The 25,812-nt window shown below is 72.8% G+C and carries 21 protein-coding genes and 1 riboswitch; of the genes, 15 read left to right on the plus strand and 6 right to left on the minus strand.

Going from position 1 to position 25,812, the window contains the following annotated elements:
- Nucleotides 1-181: 181 nt before the first annotated feature.
- Nucleotides 182-658: a DUF485 domain-containing protein gene (locus tag KV381_RS28575; RefSeq protein WP_030631430.1), complete on the plus strand. Its 477-nt coding sequence runs from the start codon at nucleotides 182-184 to the stop codon at nucleotides 656-658.
- The gene (locus KV381_RS28580; RefSeq protein WP_030080086.1) at nucleotides 655-2,247 is read left to right on the plus strand and encodes a cation acetate symporter; all 1,593 of its coding nucleotides are present in this window, start codon (nucleotides 655-657) and stop codon (nucleotides 2,245-2,247) included. The genes KV381_RS28575 and KV381_RS28580 overlap by 4 nt, the downstream gene beginning before the upstream one ends.
- A gap of 16 nt (nucleotides 2,248-2,263) precedes the next feature.
- Here the strand turns inward: KV381_RS28580 and KV381_RS28585 are convergent, their stop codons facing one another.
- Entirely contained in the window at nucleotides 2,264-2,938 is a 675-nt protein-coding gene (locus KV381_RS28585) for a response regulator (RefSeq protein ID WP_030080085.1), read from the minus strand.
- Nucleotides 2,935-4,638 (minus strand): sensor histidine kinase, encoded by a 1,704-nt coding sequence (locus KV381_RS28590; protein ID WP_218786667.1) that lies wholly within the window; start codon nucleotides 4,636-4,638, stop codon nucleotides 2,935-2,937. The genes KV381_RS28585 and KV381_RS28590 overlap by 4 nt, the downstream gene beginning before the upstream one ends.
- Nucleotides 4,639-4,878: 240 nt before the next feature.
- Here KV381_RS28590 and KV381_RS28595 point away from each other — a divergent pair, with 240 nt between their 5' ends.
- A complete protein-coding gene (locus tag KV381_RS28595) occupies nucleotides 4,879-5,898 on the plus strand; it encodes a LacI family DNA-binding transcriptional regulator (protein WP_030080080.1) in 1,020 nt (339 codons plus the stop codon).
- 7 nt (nucleotides 5,899-5,905) lie between these two features.
- Here the strand turns inward: KV381_RS28595 and KV381_RS28600 are convergent, their stop codons facing one another.
- Nucleotides 5,906-7,198, minus strand: a complete 1,293-nt coding sequence (locus tag KV381_RS28600; RefSeq protein ID WP_086777109.1) for a citrate synthase — start codon at nucleotides 7,196-7,198, stop codon at nucleotides 5,906-5,908.
- Nucleotides 7,199-7,309: 111 nt separating this feature from the next.
- Here KV381_RS28600 and KV381_RS28605 point away from each other — a divergent pair, with 111 nt between their 5' ends.
- The gene (locus KV381_RS28605; RefSeq protein ID WP_030631437.1) at nucleotides 7,310-8,464 is read left to right on the plus strand and encodes a citrate synthase/methylcitrate synthase; all 1,155 of its coding nucleotides are present in this window, start codon (nucleotides 7,310-7,312) and stop codon (nucleotides 8,462-8,464) included.
- A 23-nt stretch (nucleotides 8,465-8,487) separates the two neighbouring features.
- A complete protein-coding gene (locus KV381_RS28610; RefSeq protein WP_030631439.1) occupies nucleotides 8,488-9,642 on the plus strand; it encodes a GTP-binding protein in 1,155 nt (384 codons plus the stop codon).
- 46 nt (nucleotides 9,643-9,688) lie between these two features.
- Here KV381_RS28610 and KV381_RS28615 read toward each other — a convergent pair whose 3' ends face one another.
- A complete protein-coding gene (locus KV381_RS28615; protein WP_030080068.1) occupies nucleotides 9,689-12,142 on the minus strand; it encodes a DNA topoisomerase (ATP-hydrolyzing) subunit A in 2,454 nt (817 codons plus the stop codon).
- 292 nt (nucleotides 12,143-12,434) lie between these two features.
- Here KV381_RS28615 and KV381_RS28620 point away from each other — a divergent pair, with 292 nt between their 5' ends.
- The 4 genes from KV381_RS28620 (at nucleotide 12,435) to KV381_RS28635 (ending at nucleotide 17,313) form a co-directional block, all read left to right on the plus strand.
- Nucleotides 12,435-13,808, plus strand: coding sequence for a pitrilysin family protein (locus KV381_RS28620; RefSeq protein WP_086777110.1), 1,374 nt, complete (start codon nucleotides 12,435-12,437; stop codon nucleotides 13,806-13,808).
- Nucleotides 13,809-13,834: 26 nt separating this feature from the next.
- Nucleotides 13,835-15,205 (plus strand): pitrilysin family protein, encoded by a 1,371-nt coding sequence (locus KV381_RS28625; protein ID WP_030080065.1) that lies wholly within the window; start codon nucleotides 13,835-13,837, stop codon nucleotides 15,203-15,205.
- A gap of 224 nt (nucleotides 15,206-15,429) precedes the next feature.
- A riboswitch (cyclic di-AMP (ydaO/yuaA leader) is annotated at nucleotides 15,430-15,598 on the plus strand.
- Nucleotides 15,599-15,611: 13 nt separating this feature from the next.
- Nucleotides 15,612-16,427 (plus strand): M23 family metallopeptidase, encoded by an 816-nt coding sequence (locus tag KV381_RS28630; RefSeq protein ID WP_218786668.1) that lies wholly within the window; start codon nucleotides 15,612-15,614, stop codon nucleotides 16,425-16,427.
- A 178-nt stretch (nucleotides 16,428-16,605) separates the two neighbouring features.
- Complete coding sequence (locus KV381_RS28635) at nucleotides 16,606-17,313, plus strand: GntR family transcriptional regulator (protein WP_030080061.1); 708 nt, start codon at nucleotides 16,606-16,608, stop codon at nucleotides 17,311-17,313.
- A gap of 171 nt (nucleotides 17,314-17,484) precedes the next feature.
- Here KV381_RS28635 and KV381_RS28640 read toward each other — a convergent pair whose 3' ends face one another.
- On the minus strand, nucleotides 17,485-17,766 hold the full coding sequence (locus KV381_RS28640) for an HPr family phosphocarrier protein (protein WP_007449776.1): 282 nt from the start codon (nucleotides 17,764-17,766) through the stop codon (nucleotides 17,485-17,487).
- Nucleotides 17,767-17,862: 96 nt separating this feature from the next.
- On the opposite strand from KV381_RS28640, the gene KV381_RS28645 reads away from it, so the two are divergent.
- The 5 genes from KV381_RS28645 to KV381_RS28665 all read left to right on the plus strand — a co-directional run bounded on the left by KV381_RS28645 (nucleotide 17,863) and on the right by KV381_RS28665 (nucleotide 23,934).
- A complete protein-coding gene (locus tag KV381_RS28645) occupies nucleotides 17,863-20,817 on the plus strand; it encodes a bifunctional GNAT family N-acetyltransferase/acetate--CoA ligase family protein (protein ID WP_218786669.1) in 2,955 nt (984 codons plus the stop codon).
- Nucleotides 20,818-20,875: 58 nt separating this feature from the next.
- Nucleotides 20,876-21,472: a DUF5998 family protein gene (locus tag KV381_RS28650; RefSeq protein WP_030080056.1), complete on the plus strand. Its 597-nt coding sequence runs from the start codon at nucleotides 20,876-20,878 to the stop codon at nucleotides 21,470-21,472.
- Complete coding sequence (locus KV381_RS28655) at nucleotides 21,472-22,659, plus strand: alkaline phosphatase family protein (protein WP_030080054.1); 1,188 nt, start codon at nucleotides 21,472-21,474, stop codon at nucleotides 22,657-22,659. The genes KV381_RS28650 and KV381_RS28655 overlap by 1 nt, the downstream gene beginning before the upstream one ends.
- 41 nt (nucleotides 22,660-22,700) lie before the next feature.
- A complete protein-coding gene (locus tag KV381_RS28660) occupies nucleotides 22,701-23,351 on the plus strand; it encodes a thymidine kinase (RefSeq protein WP_030080052.1) in 651 nt (216 codons plus the stop codon).
- A 145-nt stretch (nucleotides 23,352-23,496) separates the two neighbouring features.
- Nucleotides 23,497-23,934, plus strand: coding sequence for a hypothetical protein (locus tag KV381_RS28665; protein ID WP_218786670.1), 438 nt, complete (start codon nucleotides 23,497-23,499; stop codon nucleotides 23,932-23,934).
- On the opposite strand, the gene KV381_RS28670 is transcribed toward KV381_RS28665, so the two are convergent.
- Nucleotides 23,931-24,722 (minus strand): VOC family protein, encoded by a 792-nt coding sequence (locus KV381_RS28670; RefSeq protein WP_218786671.1) that lies wholly within the window; start codon nucleotides 24,720-24,722, stop codon nucleotides 23,931-23,933. The two genes, KV381_RS28665 and KV381_RS28670, sit on opposite strands and share 4 nt — an antisense overlap.
- A 236-nt stretch (nucleotides 24,723-24,958) precedes the next feature.
- On the opposite strand from KV381_RS28670, the gene KV381_RS28675 reads away from it, so the two are divergent.
- A complete protein-coding gene (locus KV381_RS28675) occupies nucleotides 24,959-25,789 on the plus strand; it encodes a sulfurtransferase (protein WP_218786672.1) in 831 nt (276 codons plus the stop codon).
- Nucleotides 25,790-25,812: the final 23 nt, after the last annotated feature.

Consider the following 25,812-nt stretch of genomic DNA (forward strand, 5'->3'; position numbering starts at 1 on the left):
CCGTCCCACGGAGCGGGGGCCGCGGACGTTTCGCGGGGCTCTGCCGGGGAAGTGCGCAGCCGTCCGGGACTTCTGTCACCTGAAGGGGTGAAGTCGGGCGAATGACGCGCCCGCGATCTTCCCGAACCGCCCATGGTGGTCCGTGCGGCCGAAAAGGTCGGCGGATCAGGGGAGTTGTTCGGTGGAGAAGGAAGCAGGGCCGGAGACCGCGGGAGTGCGGCTCGACGACCCGTGGGACGACGCGCCGGTCGCCGACCGGGGCGACCGGGACGGGACGGGAGACGTCGGCGGCCTCGACGCGTCCGGTACGCCATGGCCGGATCCGGCCCCCAGCGCGGCCGACATCTATCTGGAAGTGCACCGCAGCGCCGCGTTCCGCGAAGTGCGCCGCCGCTACCGCCGCTTCGTGGCCCCCGCCGCCCTCGCCTTCCTCCTCTGGTATCTCGCCTATGTCGTCGCCGCGACCACCGCACCCGAGCTGATGGCCCGCCCGGTCGCCGGTGCGGTCAACGTCGCGATGGTGGCGGGTCTCGGCCAGTTCCTCACCACGTTCCTGCTCACGTGGGCGTACGCACGGCACGCACGGCTGCGCAGGGACCGCGCGGCGCTCGATCTGCGGTGGGACACCCAGGAGATGACGAGAGGGCTCGGACGTTGAGAGGCGACCACCAGACACTCGCCCTGCTGCTGTTCAGCGCGTTCATCGCGGTGACGCTCTTCATCACCACCTGGGTCGGCCGCAACCGGCAGGGCTCCGCCGAGGAGTTCTACGCCGGCGGACGCCTGTTCTCGCCCATGGAGAACGGATTCGCCATCGCCGGCGACTACATGTCGGCGGCCTCCTTCCTCGGCATCTCCGGGCTGATCGCCCTCTTCGGGTACGACGGCATGCTCTACTCCGTCGGCTTCCTCGTCGCCTGGCTGGTCGTCCTGCTGTTCGTCGCCGAACTCGTCCGCAACTGCGGCCGGTTCACCCTGGCCGACGTGGTCGCCGCGCGGATGGCGGAGCGCCCGGTGCGCACCGCGCTCGGCACCTCCTCCGTCACCGTCTCCGTGCTCTACCTGGTGGCCCAGATGGTCGGCGCGGGCAGCCTGGTGGCCCTGCTGCTCGGCGGTACGAGCGACGCGGCCCGGTCCTGGACGGTCGTCGGCGTCGGCGCGCTCATGGTGATCTACGTGTCCTTCGGCGGCATGCGCGCCACCACCTGGATCCAGATCGTCAAGGCCGTCCTGCTGATGGCCGGGGCCGTCGCCCTCACCGTGCTCGTCCTGGTCCACTTCCACGGCAACATCAACAACCTGCTCGACACCGCCGCCGAACGCAGCGGCCACGGCAAGGACTTCCTCGCGCCCGGCCTCCGCTACGGCGGGGACTGGACCTCACGCTTCGACTTCATCAGCCTGGGCGTCGCCCTCGTCCTCGGCACGGCGGGGCTGCCGCACATCCTGTCGCGCTTCTACACCGTGCCCACCGCCCGCGCCGCGCGCCGCTCGGTCGTCTGGTCCATCGGCCTGATCGGCAGCTTCTACCTGATGACGATCGTGCTCGGCTTCGGCGCGGCCGCCCTCGTCGGCTCCGCCGAGGTCCGCTCGTCGAACGCGGCGGGCAACACCGCGGTCCCGCTGCTGGCCCTCCACCTCGGCGGTGGCGAAGGGTCCACCGGTGGAACGATTCTCTTCGCCGTGGTCGCCGCCATCGCCTTCGCCACCATCCTGGCCGTCGTCGCGGGCATCACGCTCGCCTCGTCCGCGTCCGTCGCCCACGACCTCTACGCCTCGCTCCGCCGCCCCGGGCGCAAGAAGCACGGCGAGGTCGCCGTGGCGCGCGTCGCCGCCGCGGGCATCGGCGTCGTCGCGATCGGCCTCGGACTGCTCGCCCAGAACCTCAACGTCGCCTTCCTGGTGGGCCTCGCCTTCGCCGTGGCCGCGTCGGCGAACCTCCCTGCCCTGCTCTACTCGCTGTTCTGGCGCGGCTTCACCACCCGGGGCGCGGTCTGGGCGGTGTACGGCGGGCTGATCCCGGCGGTCGTGCTGGTGCTGGTCTCGCCCGTCGTCTCGGGCAGCCCCACGTCCCTCTTCCCCGGCGTCGACTTCCAGCTCTTCCCGCTGGAGAACCCGGGCCTGGTCTCCATCCCGCTCGGCTTCCTGGCCGGCTGGATCGGTACGGTCACCTCGCCCGAGAAGCCCGACGAGGCCAAGCACGCCGAGACCGAGGTACGGGCGCTGACGGGGGCCGGGGCGGCGTGACGGGCCCGTCGAGGGCTCAGCCCGCGGCCCAGGCGTACCGGTGTTCCGGGCGGCCCGTCTCGCCGTACCGCAGGGTCAGCCGGACCTTGCCGGTGCGCTCCAGCAGCTTCAGATAGCGCTGGGCCGTCTGCCGGCTCATCCCCGCGCTGTCGGCGATCTCCTGGGCGGAGAGCGGGCCCTCCGCGCCGCGCAGGGCCTGCCGGACGAGCTCGGCGGTGGTGGGGGAGTGGCCCTTGGGGAGATCCGGCTCGCCCGCCGCCCACAGCGCGCCGAAGAGCCGGTCCACCTCCGCCTGTTCGGCCTCCCCGCCCCCGTCGAGCGTGTGCCGCAGGGCCGCGTACGCCTCCAGCTTCGAGCGCAGGCCCGCGTACGTGAACGGCTTCACCAGGTACTGGAGCGCGCCGTGCCGCATCGCGTCCTGCACGGTCGCGACGTCCCGGGCGGCCGTCACCATGATCACGTCGACCTGACGGCCGAGGCGGCGCAGTTCCCGTACGACGGCGAGGCCGTTGCGGTCGGGCAGGTAGTGGTCCAGCAGGATCAGGTCCACCGGGACCTCCTCGACCGTCGCCAGCGCCGAGGCCGCCGAGTGGGCCTGCGCCGCCACCCGGAATCCGGGCACCTTGGCGACGTACGCCGCGTTGATCCGCGCCACCCGGACGTCGTCGTCCACGATCAGGACCTGGATCACCGCTGCTCTCCCGTCGTGGCCGGACGTGCGGGCGGCGGCGGGCCGTCGGCACCGGTCAAGGCCCCCGGGCCGGGCTCGGGCCCCGGCTCGGCCAGCGCGTCCGGCAGCACCACCGTGAACACCGCACCGCCCCCGTCCGCCGCCGACACCGTCACCCTGCCTCCCTGGCGCTCCGCGAGCCTCCGTACGAGGGCGAGCCCGAGGCCGCGCTTGCCGTGCGCCGGGAGGTCCTTGGTGGACCAGCCCTCCGTGAAGATCGACGCGTGCTGCTCCCGGGGGACGCCGGGGCCGCTGTCGCGCACCTCCAGAACCACCGTACGGCCCTCCGTACGCAGCCCGACCTCGATCCGCGCGGCGTCCGATCCGGCCGCCGCGTCCGTGGCGTTGTCGACCAGGTTGCCGACCACCGTGACCAGGCCCCGGGGATCGACCACCCGGTCCGGCAGCAGCGTGCCGGGAGCCAGCCGCAGCGAGACGCCGCGCTCGGCGGCGACCGTCGTCTTGCCGACGAGGAGGGCGGCCAGCAGCGGGTCCTGGACCTTCTCGGTGACCTGCTCGGCCGTCGCCCGGTGCACGCCCACCACCTCCGTGACGAACTCCATCGCGTCCTCGTGCATCTCCAGCTCCAGCAGCCCCAGCAGGGTGTGCAGCCGGTTCGCGTGCTCGTGGTCCTGGGCGCGCAGGGCGTCGATCAGCCCCGTGGTGGAGTCGAGCTCCCGGCCCAGGTGCTCCAGCTCGGTGCGGTCGCGCAGGGTCACCACCGCTCCGCCGTCGTCGGTGGGCATCCGGTTGGCGAGCAGCACCCGGCTGCCCCGTACCGCCAGCAGGTCGTCGCCGACCACCCGGCCGGCCAGCACATCGGCGGTCCGGCCCTCGCCCAGCACCTCCTCCAGCGTCCGGCCCGCCGCTTCCGGGCCCACGCCCAGCAGCCGCTGCGCCTCGTCGTTCAGCAGCCGGACGCGCCCGGCCCCGTCGAGGGCGACGACCCCTTCACGGATGCCGTGCAGCATGGCCTCGCGTTCGGTGAGCAGCGCGGAGATGTCGGAGAAGGCCAGGTCATGGGTCTGCCGTTGCAGCCGGCGGGAGATCAGGTACGCGGCGAGCGCGCCGACGGCCAGGGCCCCTCCCGCGTACGCGAGCAGCCCCGGGATCGCCCCGAGGAGACGGGCGCGGACGCTGTCGTACTCGATCCCGACCGAGACCGCGCCGATGACCTCGCCCGTGGGGCCGAACAGCGGCACCTTGCCCCGCGCCGAGCGGCCGAGGGTGCCGCTGTCGATCTCCATCACCTCGCGGCCGCGCAGCGCCTCACCGGGGTCGGTGGAGACGACCGCGCCGATCCGGTCGGTCTCCGGGTGCGACCAGCGCACCCCGCGCCGGTCCATGACGACGACGTACTCCGCCCCGGTGGCCCGTCTGACCCGCTCGGCGGCCGACTGGACAGGACCCCGGTCGGACGGGTCGGTGCTGCTCAGATCCCGCACGATCTCCGGCTGGGCGGCGGTGCTCTGGGCGATGGCCAGCGCGCGGCGCATCGCCTGGTCGTCCAGCTGCTCGCCGAGCGGGGCCAGGAACAGGCCGGTGACCAGGACGATCACGCCGGTGATGATGGCCAGCTGCATCAGCAGGACCTGGGAGAAGACCCGCTGCGGCCAGCCGAACCGGCGCGGTCCTCGGCCGGAGATCGGTGGGGCGTTCATCGTAGAGACGGTAAGGGCCGGGCGGCCGGGGCGGAAATTCGGCCGTGCGTCGCCGGGTATCCGGGGCTCGTTCGAGGGCTTGCGCGGGACCCCGCGAGGTCGCGTACCGAGGGCTCCGCCATGCCGGCCTCTTGCCTCCCGGCGCCATGTCTGTGAGCGTTCCGGCTGTGCCGGTGGGCGTTCCGAGGGAGTTTGCCATCAACGCAATCTTCTTGCTTTTCTTGCGCTAATCTTGCGCTCATGACGCGACGACTTGCTCAAGTGGCCCAGAAGGTGGGAGTCAGCGAGGCGACGGTCAGCCGGGTGCTGAACGGCAAGCCGGGCGTCTCCGACGCCACCAGGCAGGCCGTCCTCTCCGCGCTGGACGTCCTCGGATACGAGCGCCCGACCCAGCTGCGCGGCGAACGGGCCCGGCTGGTCGGACTGGTCCTGCCCGAGCTGCAGAACCCGATCTTCCCCGCCTTCGCCGAAGTGGTCGGCGGCGCGCTCGCCCAGCAGGGGCTGACCCCGGTGCTCTGCACCCAGACCAAGGGCGGCGTCTCCGAGGCCGACTACGTCGAGCTGCTCCTCCAGCAGCAGGTCTCCGGCGTGGTCTTCGCGGGCGGCCTCTACCACCAGGCCGACGCCCCGCACGACCACTACAAGGTGCTCGCCGACCGCAAGATCCCGGTCGTCCTGATCAACGCGGCCATCGAACACCTCGGCTTCCCCGGTGTCTCCTGCGACGACTCGGTCGCCGTCGAGCAGGCCTGGCGCCACCTCGTCTCACTCGGCCACGAGCGCATCGGGTTCGTCCTGGGCCCGTCCGACCACGTGCCCTCGCAACGCAAGCTCGCCGCCGCCCGGATCCTCGCCGATGAGGCGGGCACGAGCATCCCCGACGAGCGGGTGGCGCGCGCGATGTTCTCGCTGGAGGGCGGACAGGCCGCCGCGATGCGCCTGCTGGAGCAGGGCGTCACCGGCATCATCTGCGCCAGTGACCCGCTCGCGCTGGGCGCCGTGCGCGCCGCCCGCCGCCGGGGTCTCTCGGTGCCCGACGACGTGTCGGTCGTCGGCTACGACGACTCGGCCTTCATGAACTGCACCGAGCCGCCGCTGACCACCGTCCGCCAGCCCATCGAGGCCATGGGGCGGGCGGCCGTGGAGCTGCTCTCGGTCCAGATCGGCGGGCGGACCGTGCCCTCGGACGAGCTGCTCTTCGAACCGGAGCTGGTGGTGCGCGGCTCCACCGCCCAGCCGCCGCGCGAGAATTCCCTGTGATCCGTAGCTAATTTGCGCCGCCCGGCCCTTGGTCCGGACCTGACCCGTCCCCGGGGAGGGGCTGGGGCGGCCGGGGGCCGACGTACTGCCCGCTCGGCCGGATCCGCAGCGGGCGCTCCCCGTACTCCTCCAGCGCGTGCGCGATCCAGCCCGCCGTGCGGGAGACCGCGAACACCGTCTCTCCCGCGTCCGCCGCCATTCCGCGGGAGACGGAGAGGACGGCGAGCGCCAGGTCGATGTTGGCGTGCAGCGGTGCGTGGCGGGCCGTCGTGGCGACCACCTCACGGGCCGCCGCCAGCGCCCCGGCCGCCTGCGGTACGTCCTCCAGCAGCGCGAACAGGGTCGTCGCCCGGGGGTCCTCGCCCCGGTACAGCCGATGGCCCAGGCCCGGCACCCGCCGCCCGGTCCGCAGATGATCGGCGACCACGGGGACCGCGCTGCCCCGGTCCACCGCCTCCCGCAGCATCCGGTGCGCCAGACCGCTCGCCGCCCCGTGCAGCGGCCCCTCCAGCACACCGAGGCCCGCCGAGACCACGGCGTACGGGTGGGCCCGCGCGGAGGCGGCGACCCGGGCGGCCAGCGTGGAGGCCGCCAGATCGTGGTCGATCAGGAGGGCCAGGGCCGCGTCCAGCACGGCGAGCGAAGCGGCGTCGGCCGGCTCCGGGGTGAGCCGTGACCACAGCGCCGCCGCCAGCGAGCCCCCTTCGCCCGCCGGGCCGCCCAGCGCCGGCAGAGCGCCCACCAGCGTCGGGATCAACCCCCGGGCGCTGCTCAGCACCGCCTCCGGCGACAGGTCGAACCGCAGCGGATCCGTGGCCGCCGCAGCGGTCACCGCCACCCGCAGCCGGTCCGTCGACCCGCTGTGCTCCGGCAGTGCGCCGACCGCCCGGCGGGCCGCCGCGAGGGTCGCGGCGGGTGCGGTGAACCGGGCACCGGGCCGCAGCTCGCCCGTCCACAGCCACTCGGCGACCTCCTCGTAGCCGTACCGCCGGGCCAGCTCCGTCGCGTCGACGCCCCGGAAGAAGCAGCGGTCGCCCTCGATGAGCGTGATGCCGGTGCGGAAGGCGAGGTCGCCCCCGGCCGGTGACGGCTCGCGCCGCCCCGAGCGCCGGGCCAGCGCCCGCACCTCCTCGGCGTCGAACGTGCTGCCCCGGCCTCCGGCCGCCCGCACGCTGCTGAGCTGGCCCCGGCTGACGTACGCGTACACCGTCTCGGGCTTCACACCCAGCAGCTCGGCCGCCTCACGGGTGGTCAGCCGGGGTGCGTCCGGTCGGGAGCCGGGCTCTGGTTGATCCGTCATGGAGACCACCGTATCCACCACAGGTTGACATTGATTCAATCAACATTGACAGATCTCAAGTCAAGCATGGACAGTCGAATCAATGTTGCATGCACGGAGGAGAGAACGGCCATGACCACCACCCCTGTCGTCCCCGCCGTCCCCCGCGGCCTCGCCGGCGTCGTCGTCACCGACACCGCCCTCGGCGACGTCCGCGGCCGCGAGGGCTTCTACCACTACCGCCAGTACTCGGCGATCGAGCTCGCGCGGACCCGCGGCTTCGAGGACGTCTGGTACCTGATGGTCCACGGCGAACTGCCGGACCGGGCGGCCGCCGCCGACTTCACCGCCCGCACGGCCGCGCTGCGCACCCTGCCCGCCGAGGTGCGCGAGGCCCTGCCCGCCATCGCCCGCGCGAGCGCCGTCTCCGGACCGCTCGCCGGACTCCGTACCGCGCTCTCCCTGCTCGGCGCATCGGCCGGCTTCCGCCCGGTGTACGACATCGGGGCCGACCGCCGACGCGAGGACGCGCTCGCCGCCTGCGCGGCCGTCCCCACGATCCTGACCGCCCTCCACCGCCTGGGCGAGGGCCTGGAGCCGGTCGAACCCCGCACGGACCTGCCGCACGCGGCGAACTACCTGTACATGCTGACCGGATCGGAGCCGGAGCCCGACCGGGTCCGGGCCGTCGAGCAGTACCTCATCTCGACCATCGACCACGGCTTCAACGCCTCCACCTTCACCGCCCGGGTCGTCGCCTCCACCGGAGCCGATCTGGCCGCCTGCCTGGTGGCGGCGGTCGGCGCGCTCTCCGGACCGCTGCACGGCGGAGCCCCCAGCCGGGCCCTGGACACCCTCGACGCCATCGGTACTCCGGACCGCATCGACGGCTGGATCCGCGAACAGGTCCTCGCCGGACGCCGCATCATGGGCTTCGGCCACCCCGTCTACCGCACCGAGGACCCGCGCTCCCGGATGCTCAAGTCCCTCGCCCAGGGCTTCGGCGGCCCGCTCGTCGACTTCGCCGTGGAGGTGGAACGCCAGGTCGAGGCCATCCTCGCCGAGCTGAAACCGGGCCGGGAGCTGCACACCAACGTGGAGTTCTACGCCGGAGTGGTCATGGAGCTGTGCGGGCTGCCGCGCGCGATGTTCACCCCCACCTTCTGTGCGGCGCGAGTGGTCGGCTGGAGCGCCAATATCCTGGAGCAGGCGGAGGACTCGAAGATCATCCGCCCGGCGGCCCGCTACGTCGGCGCACCCCCGCCGCAGCCGGTCCCGGCACCCTGACGACGCCCCCAGGAAGGCTCCCGTTGACCCCGCCCCGCACCCCGCAGATCCCGGTCGTCGTCCTGGCGGGCTTCCTCGGCTCCGGCAAGACCACGCTCCTGAACCATCTGCTCCGCAACCGGGCGGGCACCCGGATCGGCGTGATCGTCAACGACTTCGGGGCCATCGAGATCGACGCCATGACCGTCTCGGGGCAGGTCGGCTCGACGGTCTCGCTGGGCAACGGCTGCCTGTGCTGCGCCGTCGACGCGAGCGAACTCGACACCTTCCTGGAGACGCTGACGCGGCCCTCCGCCCGGCTGGACGTGATCGTCATCGAGGCGAGCGGACTGGCCGAACCCCAGGAACTCGTGCGCATGCTGCTGGCCAGCGACAACCCGCACATCCGGTACGGGGGCCTCGTCGAGGTCGTCGACGCCGCGGAGTTCGACTCCACCCGCGAGCGGCATCCGGAACTCGACCGCCATCTCGCCGTCGCCGACCTCGTCGTCCTGAACAAGACCGACCGGGTGGGGGAGGCCGAGCGGGAGCGGCTGCGCGCGACGGTCGCGGAGCTGAGCGGTCCGGCCGCCGTGATCTCCGCCGTGCACGGCCGGATCGACCCCGAGCTGCTCTTCGACCCCGCGCTGCGGCCGGACCACGAGGAGATGGCGGGTCAGCTGAGCTTCGAGGACCTGCTGCGCCAGGAGGAGTGCGACGAGCACGAGGAGTGCGACGGCCACGGGCACGGCGGCCACCTCCACGCCTCGTACGAGAGCGTCGACTTCACCGCCGACGTGCCGCTGGACCCGCGCCGCTTCATGGCGTTCCTCGACTCCCGGCCCGAAGGGCTCTACCGGATCAAGGGGTTCGCGGACTTCGGCGCGGGCGACCGGGACAACACGTACGCGCTGCACGCGGTGGGCCGCTTCCTGCGCTTCGTGCCCCGGCCGTGGGCGCGCGGCGAACAGCGGCTCACCCAGCTCGTCATGATCGGCGCGGGCATCGACGCCGAAGCGCTGCTGGCCGGACTCGCCGCCTGCCGCGCGGACGAGCCCGCCCCCGACGCGACCGCCTCCGACGCGTCCACCGCTGATGTCTCCGCCGACGCCGACGCCGTCGAACGCGGCATGTGGGGCGTGCTCCGGTACGTACAGGAGCAGGCCCCCGAACCACAGGAAGCGGCCGCGGAGGCATAACGCCCCCGGGCCGCTCCTTGCCGTACGTGCCCTACGGAACGGGCGCCTACAGCGGCGGTCCCGCGATCACGGCCACCTTCTCCAGCAGCGGCGTGCCCGAGCCGTCCCGCCTCGGGTCCGGCTCCGGCAGCTTCGCCGGGGTGCCGTTCTGCTGGGCGGCCCGGGCCGGGGTGGGACCCGCCCAGGCGAACACCAGGACGTCCTCGCCCTTCAGGAACCGCTGGCAGCGCACGCCGCCGGTCGCCCGGCCCTTGCGCGGATACTGGTCGAACGGGGTCAGTTTCGACGTCAGCACCGAGTCGTCCAGCGTGCCGTGCGAGCCGGCCACCGTGAACACGATCGCGTCGGCCGCCGGGTCCACCGCCGTGAACGACAGCACCTCGGCCCCGGCCGCCAGCTTGACGCCCGCCATGCCTCCGGCGGGCCGCCCCTGCGGGCGTACCTGGGCCGCCGGATAGCGCAGCAACTGGGCGTCGGAGGTGATGAACACCAGATCCTCCTCGCCGGTGCGCAGCTCGGTCGCGCCGACGATCCGGTCACCGTCCTTGAGGGTGATGACCTCCAACTCGTCCTTGTTGGCCGGGTAGTCCGGCACGACGCGTTTCACCACGCCCTGGAGCGTGCCGATCGCCAGACCCGGCGAGGCCTCGTCGAGCGTCGTGAGGCAGATCAGCTCCTCGTCCGCCTCCAGACTGAGGAACTCGGAGATCTGCGCCCCGCCGGAGAGATTCGGCTCCGCGTGCGTGTCCGGCAGCTGTGGCAGGTCGATCACCGAGATCCGCAGCAGCCGGCCGGTCGACGTGACCGCCCCGACATCGCCCCGGGCCGTCGCCGCCACCGCCGACACGATCACATCGTGCTTGGTCCGCCGGGCGTCCTCGGAGATCTCCACCGGGTCCGCGTTCGCCGTACGGGCCAGCAGACCCGTCGAGGAGAGCAGCACCCGGCACGGGTCGTCCGCCACCTCCAGCGGCACGGACGCGACCTGCGAACCGGCCGACTCCAGCAGCACCGTGCGCCGGTCCGTGCCGAACTTCTTCGCCACCGCCGCCAGCTCCGAGGAGACCAGCTTGCGCAGCTCCGCGTCCGACTCCAGGATCGCGGTCAGCGCCTCGATCTCGCCGTTGAGCTTGTCGCGCTCGCTCTCCAGCTCGATCCGGTCGAAACGGGTGAGCCGGCGCAGCGGGGTGTCCAGGATGTACTGCGTCTGGATCTCGCTCAGCGAGAAGTGCGCCATCAGGCGCTCCTTCGCCTGCGCGGAGTTGTCGCTGTCCCGGATGATCCGGATGACCTCGTCGATGTCGAGCAGGGCGACGATCAGGCCCTCGACCAGGTGCAGCCGGTCGCGGCGCTTGGTGCGGCGGAACTCGCTGCGTCGGCGCACCACCTCGAAGCGGTGGTCGAGATAGACCTCCAGCAGCTCCTTGAGGCCCAGGGTGAGCGGCTGGCCGTCGACCAGCGCCACGTTGTTGATGCCGAAGGACTCCTCCATCGGCGTCAGCTTGTAGAGCTGCTCCAGCACCGCTTCTGGCACGAAGCCGTTCTTGACCTCGATGACCAGACGCAGGCCGTGCGCCCGGTCGGTGAGGTCCTTGACGTCGGCGATGCCCTGGAGCTTCTTCGCCGAGACCAGGTCCTTGATCTTGGCGATCACCTTCTCCGGGCCGACGGTGAAGGGCAGTTCGGTGACGACGAGACCCTTGCGGCGGGCCGTCACGTTCTCCACGGAGACGGTGGCGCGGATCTTGAACGTGCCGCGGCCGTTCGTGTACGCGTCCTTGATGCCGCCCAGTCCGACGATGCGGCCGCCGGTGGGCAGGTCGGGTCCGGGGACGTAACGCATCAGCGTCTCGACGTCGGCGCCCGGGTGCTTGATCAGATGCCGGGCGGCGGCGATGACCTCGCCCAGGTTGTGCGGGGGCATGTTGGTGGCCATGCCCACGGCGATCCCGGAGACCCCGTTGACCAGGAGGTTGGGGTAGGCGGCGGGGAGGACGACCGGCTCGCGCTCCTGGCCGTCGTAGTTCGACTGGAAGTCGACGGTGTCCTCGTCGATGGCCTCGGTCATCAGCGAGGTGGCGTCGGCCATCCGGCACTCGGTGTACCGCATGGCGGCCGGCGGGTCGTCGTTGCCGAGGGAGCCGAAGTTGCCGTGGCCGTCGACCAGGGGGAGCCGCATCGAGAACGGCTGGGCCATGCGCACCAGGGCGTCGTAGATCGAGGCGTCGCCGTGCGGGTGCAGCTTGCCCATGACCTCGCCGACGACGCGGGCGCACTTCACATAGCCGCGGTCGGGGCGCAGTCCCATCTCGTTCATCTGGGACACGATGCGCCGGTGCACCGGCTTCATGCCGTCGCGGGCGTCGGGCAAGGCCCTGGAGTAGATCACCGAGTACGCGTACTCGAGGAAGGAGCCCTGCATTTCGTCGACGACGTCGATGTCGAGGATCTTCTCCTCGAAGTCGTCCGGCGGCGGGGTCTTCGTGCTACGGCGGGCCATCGCGGCTGCGACTCCTTCACGGATTCTGTTCGGACAACCTGAGCTTGTTCGGTACAACACGAGCTGCTGACGCGGTCCATTGTGGACCTCGCCACTGACAACGCCGACCTCGACCCGTCCGAAGGCCGGTCCGAAGGCCGGTCCGAAGCGGTCGGGGCGGCGCGCCCGCGAGGGCGTCCGCGACACCATCGACGGAAACATCCACGGAACGGGAACTTCGCCAGGTGCCGGTGCGCTTGCTTAGAGTGGCAGGTCTGGCAGGAAGTCCAGTATCGCGATCGAAGGGACGTACATGCCCATGGGTCACACGGCCACCGCACAGGCCGGCTCCGGCGGCTTGACAGCGACCGAGCACCGCCTGGCCAACGGCCTGCGTGTGGTGCTCTCCGAGGACCATCTGACCCCGGTCGCCGCGGTCTGCCTCTGGTACGACGTCGGCTCGCGCCACGAGGTCAAGGGACGCACCGGTCTGGCTCACCTCTTCGAGCACCTGATGTTCCAGGGCTCCGGACAGGTCAAGGGGAACGGCCACTTCGAGCTCGTCCAGGGGGCCGGCGGCTCGCTCAACGGGACGACCAGCTTCGAGCGGACCAACTACTTCGAGACCATGCCCACCCACCAGGTGGAGCTGGCTCTCTGGCTGGAGGCCGACCGGATGGGCTCCCTCCTCGCCGCGCTCGACGAGGAGTCCATGGAGAACCAGCGCGACGTCGTCAAGAACGAACGCCGCCAGCGTTACGACAACGTGCCCTACGGCACCGCGTTCGAGAAGCTGACCGCCCTCTCCTACCCCGAGGGCCACCCCTACCACCACACCCCGATCGGCTCCATGGCCGACCTGGACGCGGCCACGCTGGAGGACGCCCGCGCGTTCTTCCGTACGTACTACGCGCCCAACAACGCGGTGCTCTCGGTGGTCGGCGACATCGACCCCGAGCAGACCCTCGCCTGGATCGAGAAGTACTTCGGCTCCATCCCGTCCCACGACGGCAAGCAGCCGCCGCGCGACGGGACGCTGCCGGAGATCATCGGCGAGCAGCTGCGCGAAGTGGTCCACGAGGAGGTCCCGGCGCGCGCCCTGATGGCCGCCTACCGCCTCCCGCACGACGGCACCCGCGCCTGCGACGCGGCCGACCTGGCGCTCACCGTGCTGGGCGGCGGCGAGTCCTCCCGGCTGCACAACCGCCTGGTGCGCCGCGACCGTACGGCGGTGGCGGCGGGCTTCGGGCTGCTGCGGCTGGCCGGGGCGCCCTCGCTGGGCTGGCTGGACGTGAAGACGTCCGGCGGGGTCGAGGTGGAGCAGATCGAGGCCGCCGTCGACGAGGAGCTGGCCAGGTTCGCCGCCGAGGGGCCCACCCCCGAGGAAATGGAGCGGGCCCAGGCGCAGTTGGAGCGCGAGTGGCTGGACCGGCTCGGCACGGTCGCCGGCCGCGCCGACGAACTGTGCCGCTACGCGGTGCTGTTCGGCGACCCGCAGCTCGCCCTGAGCGCCGTGGGCCGGGTCCTGGACGTCACCGCGGAGGAGGTGCGCGCGGCGGCCGAGGCGGCCCTGCGCCCCGACAACCGGGCGGTGCTGGTGTACGAGCCCGTCGAGCCGACCGACGAGGCCGATGAGGGCGCCGAGGGCGAAGAGGGCACCGACGCGCACGAGGGGGCGGCCAAGTGAGCGACGCCGCCGTGACTGGAGTAGCCATGGAGTTCCACCCGCAGCCCACCGCCGGCACGGCCCGCCCCTGGGCCTTCCCGGCGCCCGAGCGCGGCGCCCTGCCCAACGGACTGACCGTGCTGCGCTGCCACCGCCCCGGCCAGCAGGTCGTCGCGGTGGAGATCTTCCTGGACGCGCCGTTGGAGGCCGAGCCCGAGGGCCTGGACGGCGTGGCCACGATCATGTCGCGGGCGCTCTCCGAGGGCACCGACAAGCACAGCGCCGAGGAGTTCGCCGCCGAGCTGGAGCGCTGCGGCGCCACCCTCGACGCGCACGCCGACCACCCCGGCGTCCGGGTCTCCCTGGAGGTCCCGGCCTCCCGGCTGGCCAAGGCCCTCGGCCTGGTCGCCGAGGCGCTGCGGGCCCCGGCCTTCGCCGAGAGCGAGATCGAGCGCCTGGTGGGCAACCGCCTCGACGAGATCCCGCACGAGCAGGCCAACCCGTCCCGGCGCGCCGCCAAGCAGCTCTCCAAGGAGCTGTTCCCGGCCACCGCCCGGATGTCCCGCCCGCGCCTGGGCACCGAGGAGACCGTCCGGCGGATCGACCAGGCCGCCGTGCGCGCCTTCTTCGACGCCCACGTCCGCCCGTCCACCGCGACGGCCGTGATCGTCGGCGACCTGACCGGCATCGACCTGGACGCGCTGCTGGCGGAGACCCTCGGCGACTGGTCGGGCAACACCGCCCAGGCCCGCCCGGTGCCGCCCATCACCGCGGACGACACCGGCCGCGTGGTCATCGTGGACCGCCCCGGCGCGGTCCAGACCCAGCTGCTGATCGGCCGGATCGGCGCCGACCGGCACGAGCGCGTGTGGCCCGCGCAGGTGCTCGGCACGTACTGCCTGGGCGGCACCCTCACCTCCCGGCTGGACCGGGTGCTGCGCGAGGAGAAGGGCTACACCTACGGCGTACGCGCCTTCGCCCAGGTGCTGCGCTCCAGCGGCCCCGAATCGGGCGGCGCTGCGATGCTCGCGATCAGCGGTTCGGTGGACACGGAGTCCACCGGACCGGCGCTGGACGACCTCTGGAAGGTCCTGCGGACGCTGGCCGCCGAGGGGCTGACCGACGCCGAGCGCGAGACGGCCGTGCAGAACCTGGTGGGCGTCGCCCCGCTGAAGTTCGAGACCGCCGCCTCCGTCGCGAGCACGCTGGCCGACCAGGTCGAGCAGCACCTCCCCGACGACTATCAGGCCGACCTCTACGCCCGGCTCGCCGAGACGGGCACCGTGGAGGCGACCGCCGCCGTGGTCAACGCCTTCCCGGTGGACCGTCTCGTCACGGTCCTCGTGGGTGACGCCGCGCGGATCGCGGAGCCCGTGAAGGCGCTCGGCATCGGCGAGGTGTCCGTCGTCACCGGCTGACGGCACCTGTGGCACACCGCCGCGAAGAGGACCCCGACGGACGGAAGTTCGCCGGGGTCCTCCCTTTTTGCCCGATTGGCTAGCTTCGCTCCCTTTTGTTGGAGAGGTTGCCTGTCTGCCCTGTGGGATGCGCGACAAATCCCCCTGTCCGTTTGGTGATGGGAAGTCGCCCCGCCTAGCGTCGGCCCGGCTGTCCGTCACCCGTATGCCGCATCCGCGGCGCCGGGCAGTCATCGCCGAGTCCCCGTCAGGCGCGAGCCTGGGGAGCCGGGGACCCACACGCAGTCCCTGGGGTGAATCGGAGGCCCGTGCCGTGAACCGGCGCGGGGATCCGTAGGAGACCTTCCTGCTCCGAACCCGTCAGCTAACCCGGTAGGCGAGAAGGAAGGAAAGGATCAGCCTCTCCATGGCGTTCACCCGTGCCACCGGGAAGCACCGTGCCCCGAGCCGCCTGACGCGTCGCAGCGCCCAGGCCGCCGGCATCGCGGCCCTGGCCACCACCGGAGTCCTCGGCTCGCTGTCCTCCCCGGCCCTCGCCGCGGACACCGAGGCCGCCAAGGTCGCCGACACCGGCCTCACCCAGGCCATCTCCCTCGACGCCACCCTCGCCGACCAGATCGACGCCCAGGCCCAGGCCCAGAAGCAGCAGGCCGAGGCGGTCGCCAGGGCGAAGGCCAAGGCCGCCGCCGAGGCCCGCGAGAAGGCCGCCAAGGCCAAGGCGAAGGCGGAGGCCCAGCGCAAGGCCGAGGCCCGCGCCAAGGAGATCCGCGAGGAGAAGGCCCGTGCCGCCCGCGCCGCCGAGCGCGCCCGGCTCAACGCCTTCCACCTCCCGGTCGCCGGCTCCCACGTCACCACCGGCTACAAGACCGGCGGCTCCCTCTGGTCCTCCGGCAGCCACTCCGGCGTGGACTTCATGGCCGCCTCCGGCAGCTCCGTCGTCGCGGTCGGCGCCGGTACGGTCGTCGAGGCCGGCTGGGGCGGCGCGTACGGCAACAACATCGTGCTCCGGATGTCGGACGGCACGTACACCCAGTACGGCCACCTCTCCTCGATCGGCGTCTCCGTCGGCCAGAGCGTCTCCTCCGGCCAGCAGATCGGGCTCTCCGGCTCCACCGGCAACTCCACCGGCCCGCACCTGCACTTCGAGGCCCGCACCACCCCCGACTACGGCTCCGACATGGACCCCGTCGGCTACCTGCGCTCGCACGGTCTGAACGTCTGACCCGCCTGTGCGCGATCCCACCCGAAGGCCCCGGCACCCGCCGGGGCCTTCGGCAATTCCGGCCTGAAGATTTCCCTGGATTCCGGCCTGCCATCGGAAATTCCGGCAGATTGCCATAGAGTCACGGAACAGACGTCGGGCGGCCGCGTTTCGCGGGGATCAAGGCGGAGGTTCGGACATGCGCATTCCCGCGCATTCGGTATGCACGGCAATCCGTGACGACATCGTCTCCGGTGTCTACGAGCGCGGCAGCCGCCTCACCGAGGAGCTGCTGGCCCGCCGCTACGGGGTCTCCCGCGTCCCTGTCCGCGAGGCCCTGCGCACCCTGGAGTCCGAGGGCTTCGTGGTCACCCGCAGACACGCCGGAGCCTGTGTCGCCGAACCCACCGCGCAGGAGGCGGCCGACCTCCTGGAGCTGCGGATGCTCCTGGAGCCGCTGGGCGCCGCACGCGCCGCCCAGCGCCGCACGGAGGCCCATCTGAAGGTGCTCCGGGGTCTGGTCAGGCTGGGCCAGGAGCGGGCCCGCCGGGGCGAGGGCGAGGATCTGCGCTCGCTGGGCGGCTGGTTCCACGAGACCCTCGCCCAGGCGTCGAACAGCCCCGGCCTCATCGCGCTGCTCACCCAGCTCCGGCACAAGATCGCCTGGATGTACGCCGTCGAGCAGCCGGCCCGTCCGGTCGACGCCTGGGCCGAGCGCGGCGCGATCGTGGACGCCGTGGCGCGCGGCGACGCGGAGCGGGCGAGGGCACTGACCGCCCAGCACGCGGAACGCGCCACCGGCGCCCACCGGCTCCGCCGCCCCGATCTCGCGGGGCGTCGCACCGCCGCCGTTCCGCCGGTGAGAAGTTCGCAACACGGCGTAAACACGGCGAGTGTCCGGCATTAACAAAAGAGCCGTATACAAAGAGAAGTAATTCCGGTGCGCCATTCAGGCTGCCCGCATTATCGGGGCGCGGGTCTTTTCTGAATCTTTCCCGAAAGCGAAAGAGCCGTGATCCCTTCACGGGATCACGGCTCTTTCGCCGGTCGCATCCGGGCGGACCCGGAGTCGCGTGGGTCAGACGGTCTCCGGAAGCTCTTCCAGGCCCTCGGCGACGAGCTTCGCCAGCCGGTCCAGAGCGGCCTCGGCGTCGTCCGCGTCGGACGCGAGCACGATCTCCTCGCCGCCCTGCGCGCCCAGACCGAGCACGGCCAGCATGGAGGCGGCGTTCACCGGGTTGCCGTCGGCCTTGGCGATCGTCACCGGGACGCCGGAGGCCGTGGCGGCACGGACGAAGATGGAAGCGGGGCGGGCGTGCAGGCCCTCGGCCCAACCGACGTTTACGCGGCGCTCAGCCATGGTTCTGCCCTTCACATATCAACGGTTGTCTAGACCAGTCTCTCATGCAGTGCGTGGTGCTGTGCCCGGCCTCCCGTCCGGCCGTAGGCTTTGGCCATGGAGCCCACGCCGGAGCAGAGTCCGCATCACGCGTACCCCGACCACTGGGAAGCGGACGTGGTGCTCCGCGACGGGGGCACCGCGCGCATCAGGCCGATCACCACGGACGACGCCGAGCGACTGGTCAGCTTCTACGAGCAGGTGTCCGACGAGTCGAAGTACTACCGCTTCTTCGCCCCGTATCCCCGCCTATCCGACCGGGACGTGCACCGCTTCACCCATCACGACTACGTCGACCGGGTCGGACTGGCGGTCACGATCGGCGGCGAGTTCATCGGAACCGTCCGCTACGACCGCATCGACGACACGGGCCGCCCCGCCTCCGCGCCCGCCGACGAGGCCGAGGTCGCCTTCCTCGTCCAGGACGCCCACCAGGGCCGCGGAGTCGCCTCGGCGCTGCTCGAACACATCGCCGCGGTCGCCCGCGAGCGCGGCATCCGGCGGTTCGCCGCCGAGGTGCTCCCCGCCAACAACAAAATGATCAAGGTGTTCCGGGACGGCGGATACACCCAGCGCCGCAGCTTCGAGGACGGCTCCGTCCACCTCACCCTCGACCTCGAACCCACCGAGAAGTCCCTCGCCGTCCAGCGCGGCCGCGAACAGCGCGCCGAGGCCCGCTCGGTGCAGCGCCTCCTCGCCCCCGGCTCCGTCGCGGTCATCGGCGCCGGGCGCAACCACGGCGGGGTGGGCCGCACGGTCCTGCGCAACCTCCTCGCCGCCGGGTTCACCGGCCGCACCTACGCCGTCAACCGCGCCTTCGACGAGGGCCTCGCCACCCTCGACGGCGTTCCGGCCCACCGTTCGCTCGGCGAGATCGACGAGCAGGTCGACCTCGCCGTGATCGCCGTCCCCGCCCACCGGGTGCCCGAGGCCGTCGCCGACTGCGGGGAGCACGGCGTCCAGGGCCTGGTCGTCCTCTCCGCCGGTTACGCCGAGCGGGGCGCCGACGGCCGCGAGCTCCAGCGCGAACTGGTCCGCCAGGCCCGCTCGTACGGCATGCGGATCATCGGCCCGAACGCCTTCGGCATCATCAACACCGCCGAGTCCGTCCGGCTGAACGCCTCGCTCGCCCCCGAGTCGCCCGCCCGCGGCCGGATCGGTCTGTTCACCCAGTCCGGCGCGATCGGCATCGCCCTGCTCTCCGGCCTCCACCGGCGCGGCGCGGGCCTGTCCTCCTTCATCTCGGCGGGCAACCGGGCCGACGTCTCCGGCAACGACTTCCTCCAGTACTCCTTCGAGGACCCGGACACCGACGTCGCCCTCCTCTACCTCGAATCGCTCGGCAACCCGCGCAAGTTCACCCGCCTCGCCCGCCGCACCGCCGCCGTGAAGCCCGTCGTCGTGGTGAAGGGCGCCCGGCACAGCGGCTCCACCCCGCCCGGCCACGCGGTCCCGGTCAGCCGCATCCCGGACGCCACGGTCTCCGCGCTGATGCGCCAGGCCGGCGTCATCCGGGTCGACACCGTGACCGAGATGGTCGACGCCGGACTCCTGCTGGCGGGCCAGCCGCTGCCGGCCGGCCCCCGGGTCGCCATCCTCGGCAACTCCGAGTCCCTCGGCCTGCTGACGTACGACGCCTGCCTGGCCGAGGGGCTGCGCCCGCGCCCGCCGATCGACCTCACCACCGCCGCCTCCCCGCAGGACTTCCGGGACGCGCTGGCGGAGGCGCTGGCGGACGGCACCTGCGACGCCGTGATCGTCACCGCCATCCCGTGGGTGGGGGAGAACGGCGAGGCCGAGACCGGTGACGGCCAGGTGCTGGCCGAGGCCCTGACCAAGGCGGTGGCCGGGGGATCGGCCAAGCCGGTGGCCGTCGTCCACGTCGAGATCGGCGGCCTCGCCGAGGCACTGGCCGCCGCGAGCAGCACGGCCGCCCCCCGCCCCCGTACGGTGACCTCCGCCGCCCGGATGCGAGCGGCCACCACCGCCACGACGGCCCGGGCAACGATCACCGGCACCGGCACGCCCGCAGCCCAGGCCACAACCACCGGCACCGGCACGCCCGCAGCCCCGGAAGCCACCACCGCGCCGGCCACCCCCGATGCGACCACCGCCCCGGAAGCCGCCCCCCGCCCCGGCCGCATCCCCGCCTACCCCGCGGCCGAACGCGCCGTACGGGCCCTCGCCGAGGCGGTGAAGTACGCCCAGTGGCGACGCCAGGCGGCCGTCCCCGGCAAGGTTCCCGAGTTCCTCGACGACACCATCGACGAGGCCGGGGCCGCCGCCCTGATCGAGGCCCAGCTCTCCACCGCACCCGACCCGCGCGGGCGCCCGCTCACCCACGACGAGGCCCGCGAACTGCTCGGCCGCTACGGCGTCGACGTACGCCCCACCCTGCCCGCCCCCGACCCGGAAGCGGCCGTCGCCGCGGCGGCCCGGCTCGGCTACCCGGTGGCCCTCAAGACCACCGCACCCCACCTGCGCCACCGCGCCGACCTCGGCGGGGTCCGCCTCGACCTCGCGGACGAGGAGGCGCTGCGCCGGGCGTACGGAGACCTGACCGACCTCCTCGGCAAGCCCGCCGAGCTGCTCCCCGTCGTCCAGGCGATGGCTCCGCGCGGCGTCGACACCGTCGTACGGGCCTCCATCGACGCGGCCGCCGGGGCCGTCCTCTCCTTCGGCCTCGCGGGAGCGCCCTCCGAACTGCTCGGCGACACCGCGCACCGCCTGGTCCCCGCCACCGACCGCGACGCCGCCGAGCTGATCCGGTCCATCCGGGCCGCTCCGGTGCTGTTCGGCTGGCGGGGCTCGGCCCCGGTCGACACGGCCGCGCTCGAAGAGCTGCTGCTCAGACTGTCCCGGCTGGTCGACGACCACCCCGAGGTGGTCTCCGTCGCCCTCGAACCGGTCGTCGTCGCCCCGCAGGGACTGACCGTGCTCGGCGCGAGCGTCCGGCTCGCCCCGCCGCCCGCCCGGAACGACCTCGGCCCCCGCCGCCTTCCGAACTACTGACCGCCGCCGGCTGCCGGGGCGTCCCCGGCAGTCACCGGCCCGCCGTAGGATGGTGCTCATGGCAAAGACCGGTACGACGACCCAGGGGCTGCGCGCGGCGATCGAGCGCAGCGGCTACTACCCGGCCCTCGTGGCCGAGGCGGTGGAGGCCGCCGTCGGCGGGGAACCGGTCGCTTCGTACCTGGTGCACCAGGAGACCACGTTCGACTCCAACGAGGTCCGCCGTCACGTCACGGTCCTCGTCCTGACCGAGCACCGCTTCATCGTCAGCCACACCGACGAGCAGGCCGCCGACACCAGCTCCCCGACGCCGTACGCCACCACCTCCACCGAGTCGGTGAAGCTGGAGCGGATCTCCTCCGTCGTGGTCAGCCGGGTGGTGGCCAACCCGGAGAAGTACGTCCCGGGCACCCTGCCCCGCGAGGTCGTCCTCACCATCGGCTGGGGCGCGGTCTCCCGGATCGACCTGGAGCCCGCCGCCTGCGGCGACTCCAACTGCGAGGCCGACCACGGCTACACCGGCAGCTCCACCGCCGACGACCTGAGCCTGCGGGTCAGCGAGGCCGGGGACGGCCCCGACGCGGTGCGCCAGACCCTCGCCTTCGCCCAGTCGCTCTCCGAGGCCACGGCCGCCACCGCGGCGAGTGGCCGCTGATGGCCCAGCCCGCCTGGCAGGACCCCGTCCCGCTCTCCCTCGACACCGCGCCCGTCCCGGCGTACGGCAGCGGCTCGCTCGCCGACCTGCTGCCGACCCTCGTCGCCGGACAGGAGGTGCCGGGGTTCACCGCCGTGATCCCCGAGCTGACCCCGGCCGACCGCAACTGCGTCTTCCTGATCGACGGCCTCGGCTGGGAGCAGATCAAGGCCCACCCCGACGAGGCCCCCTTCCTGCACTCGCTCCTGCCCACCTCGCGCGGCTCCACCGGCCGCCCGCTCACCGCGGGCTTCCCCTCCACCACCGCGACCTCGCTCGCCTCGGTCGGTACGGGGCTGCCGCCCGGCGAGCACGGTCTGCCCGGCTACACCGCGCGCAACCCGGAGACCGGCGAGCTGATGAACCAGCTCCGCTGGAAGCCGTGGACGGCGCCGAAGGTCTGGCAGCCCCACCCCACGGTCTTCCAGCTGGCCGACGCCGCGGGCGTGCACACCGCGCAGGTCTCCGCGCCGACGTTCGAGCAGACGCCCCTCACCAAGGTCGCGCTGAGCGGCGGCTCCTTCCTCGGCCGGCTCTCCGGCGAGGACCGGATGGACGTCGCCGCCCAGCGCCTGGCCGCCGGCGACCGCTCGCTGGTCTACACGTACTACAGCGAGGTCGACGGCAAGGGGCACCGCTTCGGCATCGACTCCGACGCCTGGCGCGGTCAGCTGATGTACGTCGACGGGCTCGCCCGACGCCTCGCCGAGCAGCTCCCGCCGCGCTCCGCGCTCTACATCACCGCCGACCACGGCATGATCGACATCCCGTTCGACGAGCAGTCCCGGATCGACTTCGACGAGGACTGGGAGCTGCGCGCGGGCGTCGCCCTCCTCGGCGGCGAGGGCCGCGCCCGCCATGTGTACGCGGTGCCGGGCGCGCAGTCCGACGTCCTGGCCGTCTGGCGCGAGGTGCTCGGCGAGCAGTTCTGGATCGCGAGCCGGGACGAGGCCGTCGCGGCCGGCTGGTTCGGTCCGACGATCGACGAGCGGGTGTACGGCCGGATCGGCGACGTGGTCGCCGCCGCCCACGACGACGTGATCATCACGGCCTCCGTCAACGAGCCGCACGAGTCGGCGATGGCCGGGGTGCACGGCTCCCTGACCCCCGTGGAACAGCTCGTCCCCCTCCTCGAAGTACGCTCGTAACCCCTCCCGCCGTACCCCCTCCGAAAGGTGCTCGACCTCTCATGCCCGAGCTGGTGTTCTTCTCCGGAACCATGGACTGCGGAAAGAGCACGCTGGCCCTGCAGATCGGTCACAACCGTTCGGCGCGCGGCCTCCAGGGCGTGATCTTCACCCGCGACGACCGCGCGGGGGAGGGCAAGCTCTCCTCCCGGCTCGGCCTGGTGACCGACGCCGTCGAGGCCGAGGAGGGCATGGACGTCTACGCGCACATCGTCGACCGGGTGAGCCGGGGCGGCCGGGTCGACTACGTGATCGTGGACGAGGCGCAGTTCCTCGCCCCCGGCCAGATCGACCAACTGGCCCGGGTCGTCGACGATCTGGGGCTCGACGTCTTCGCCTTCGGCATCACCACGGACTTCCGCACCAAGCTGTTCCCCGGCTCCCAGCGGCTGATCGAGCTGGCCGACCGGATAGAGGCCCTCCAGGTCGAGGCCCTGTGCTGGTGCGGCGCCCGCGCCACGCACAACGCCCGTACGGTGGACGGCGAGATGGTCGTCGAGGGAGCCCAGGTCGTCGTCGGCGACGTCAACCGGCAGGCGGGCGAGGTCGGTTACGAGGTGCTGTGCCGCCGGCACCACTGCCGCCGCATGACGAGCGGTTCCGCCCGCGCCGGCGCGCTCTCGCCGGACGTCCTGCCGGTGTCGTCGGACTGAGGCACAGGACACCTGGCCCAACGGCACCATCGAGGGCTCGCTCTTCCGCAGCGTCTACACCTTCGCGGGGTGCGACAAGGTCTCCTGCACACTGCAGCAGGCCGAGGGAGCCCGAGAGCCTGTCCTACGAGAACGGTGGCCGAGGATGGCGGACGAACACAGCGGGGGCGCGCCGGCGCCGCAGCCGGCGAAGGCCGGGCTGGAGGTCGTGGCGCAGGGCGTCGCCGGGGAACTGCCCTCGTACGCGCGGGCCTTCAAGGCCGTCGTCAACGTCGAGGTGGTCCCCCGGGCCACCGTGGCGCGCTCGGCGCCGGGGGCGTCGGCGGAGGCCGACCGGCTGTGGCTGGAGCACGCGCGGACCGCCGCCGTCATCGACGGTGAGGGCTGCTTCCTGGTGCGGGGGGCTGATCGCGACTGGGTCCGGGTGCGCCTCACCCCGCACACCGCGCTCTCCACCGCCCTCGTACCCGGGGCCGGCTCCCTGGTCATCGCGATGTCCCCGGACGGCAGGCGGCTGTGCGCCCTCACCGAGGAGGACGACGACTACTGGTTTGTCGTGCACCGTTTCGACGACAGGCCCTAGCGGTCCGCGGATGCGCTCCCGGAGGACCTGATGACCGTGAACACGGCTCCCTCCGGGTCCGCGACCGTCGCCAGCCGCCCGCTCGATCCCTCGCGCGGCGGCTGCAGGACGCGCCCGCCCAGCTCCACCACCCGGGCCGCCGCCCGGTCGGTGTCGGCGACCTCGAAGTACGTCATCCAGTGCGGCCCCCGGTCGCGCGGCAGCGCGTGGCCGACGCCGTGCAGGGCCGCCACCGGAACACCGTCCAGGTGCAGGGTCTGGTAGTCGAAGTCGGCCGAGACGACCGCCTCCGTCTCGTAGCCGAAGACCGTCTGGTAGAACTTCGCGACCATCGAGGTCTCGCGGGTCACCAGCTCGTTCCAGACGGGGGTGCCGGGCACGCCCGCCGTCATCGTGCCGATGTGCCGGGAGCCCTGCCAGATGCCGAAGACCGCCCCGCTCGGGTCCGAGGCGATGGCGAGCCGCCCGGCCTCGCCCGCGTCCAGCGGTCCGACCGCGACCGTCCCGCCGCAGGAGCGGATCGCCTCGGCGGTGGCGTCCGCGTCGTCCGTGGCGAGGTAGGTGGTCCAGGCGATCGGGAGGTGCCGGTCGGGCGCCAGTTGGCCGATGCCCGCGACCTCCTTGCCGTGCAGCAGCCCGCGGACATAGGGGCCCAGCTGTTCGGGGCCCGGCCGGAACTCCCAGTCGAACAGGGCTCCGTAGAACTCCTGGGTCGTGGTCAGGCCGTGCACGATCAGACTCACCCAGCAAGGTGTTCCGGGCGTGCGCCGGGCGGCAGCCTCGGTCATCGTGTTCTCTCTCCTCGGACCGTTGTGGTGGCCGTGCGGGGGAACGGGACAGGGACGCCGTCCCGGGTCGGGAGGTGGTCCGCGTGCCCCGTGCAGATGCTTGCACCCCCCGGCGCGGGAGGCGCACCGGCCGCGCCGCGTCGTACCCGTTCTCGACGAAGGACGACCGGATTCCCGCCGGCCGTCCCTTCGGATGCTGTTACGGGCGCCGGTTCCGCTGCGCGAGGATGGCACCCATGAAGCCCATCATCACCGCATCCGCATGTGCGAGCGAGTCGGCCGGAGCGCGGCCGCCGGTGCTCCTGGACGTCCGCTGGCAGCTCGGCGGACCCCCCGGCCGCCCCGACTACGAGGCCGGCCATCTGCCCGGCGCGGTCTACGTCGACCTCGATACGGAACTGGCCGGCCCGGCGGGCGACGGCGGCCGCCACCCGCTTCCGGACCCGGAGGCCTTCGGAGCCGTGATGCGCCGGGCCGGGGTCGGCCAGGACACCCCCGTCGTGGTGTACGACGGCGGACAGGGCTGGGCCGCGGCGCGCGCCTGGTGGCTGCTGCGCTGGACGGGACACCCGGACGTCCGGGTCCTGGACGGCGGCCTCGCCGCCTGGACGGGCGAGCTCTCCACCGAGACCCCGCGCCCCGCCGAGGGCGATTTCCGGCCGAAGCCGGGGGCCCTGCCCACGCTGGACGCGGACAGCGCGGCGGCCTTCGCCCGGTCGGGTCTGCTGCTGGACGCCCGCGCGGCGGAGCGCTACCGGGGCGATGTGGAGCCGATCGACCGCGTCGGCGGCCACATCCCCGGAGCCGTCTCCGCACCGACCACGGCGAACGTCGACGCGGACGGGCGCTATCTCCCGGCCGAGCTGCTCGCCGAGCGGTTCGCCGGACTGGGCGCGGCGGACAGCGCCGAAGGCGTCGGGGTCTACTGCGGATCCGGGGTCTCCGGCGCGCACGAGGTGCTGGCCCTGGAGATCGCGGGCTTCACCGGCGTCCTCTACCCCGGTTCCTGGTCCGAGTGGTCCGCCGACCCCTCCCGGCCGGTCGCCACCGGCCCCGAGCCCCAGTAGTCCCGCCGCACGACGGGCGGGCG

This window comes from Streptomyces sp. WY228, from assembly GCF_019287315.1.
In the GTDB taxonomy this organism is placed as follows: Bacteria; Actinomycetota; Actinomycetes; order Streptomycetales; family Streptomycetaceae; genus Streptomyces; species Streptomyces caviscabies.